The sequence below is a fragment of the Hahella sp. CCB-MM4 genome (assembly GCF_002260525.1).
Taxonomy (GTDB): domain Bacteria; phylum Pseudomonadota; class Gammaproteobacteria; order Pseudomonadales; family Oleiphilaceae; genus Hahella.
On sequence record NZ_MRYI01000081.1, the window covers coordinates 1 to 461 of the forward strand.

Sequence of the window (461 nt, forward strand, 5' to 3'; positions counted from 1 at the left end):
CCAGATCCACCAGCGCTGGCAGGTCGCGGTCAGCGACGGCATGATGGGCGGCTCGTTCCGCGATGGCGCCGGCGACATGATCCAGGCGTGGAGCGTGCGCGGCCCGGTCGACCATATCGAGGTGAAAGTCACCGGCGAGGTGACGACGACCGACCTGTCGGGCGTGCTGCGCGGCAACCGCGAATGCATCCCGCCCGTCGCCTGGCTGGGGGAAACCGCGCCCACCATGCCCGATGCCGCCCTGCGTGAGCTGGCGAGGTCGGTGAGCGATAGCAACCCGTTGGGACTGGCCCATGCGCTCTCGGGCGCGGTGGCCGAGGCCATCGTCTACAAACCCGGAGCGACCGACGCCCATACCGCGGCGGCCTAGGCGCTGGCCTTGAGCGAAGGCGTCTGTCAGGACCATGCCCATGCGCTGATCTGCTGCGCCCGGCTGCACGACCTGCCGGCGCGCTATGTCT

Annotated in this window: 2 protein-coding genes; both read left to right on the forward strand. The window is 70.1% G+C overall.

Annotated elements, in window-relative coordinates; genetic code table 11:
• Positions 1 to 370: hypothetical protein (locus BTA51_RS28985; protein WP_210404957.1), on the forward strand; the 370-nt coding region annotated here is incomplete at its 5' end.
• A 9-nt stretch (positions 371 to 379) separates the two neighbouring features.
• Positions 380 to 461 (forward strand): transglutaminase domain-containing protein (locus BTA51_RS30965; protein ID WP_371333253.1); only part of this gene is annotated, 82 nt, incomplete at its 3' end.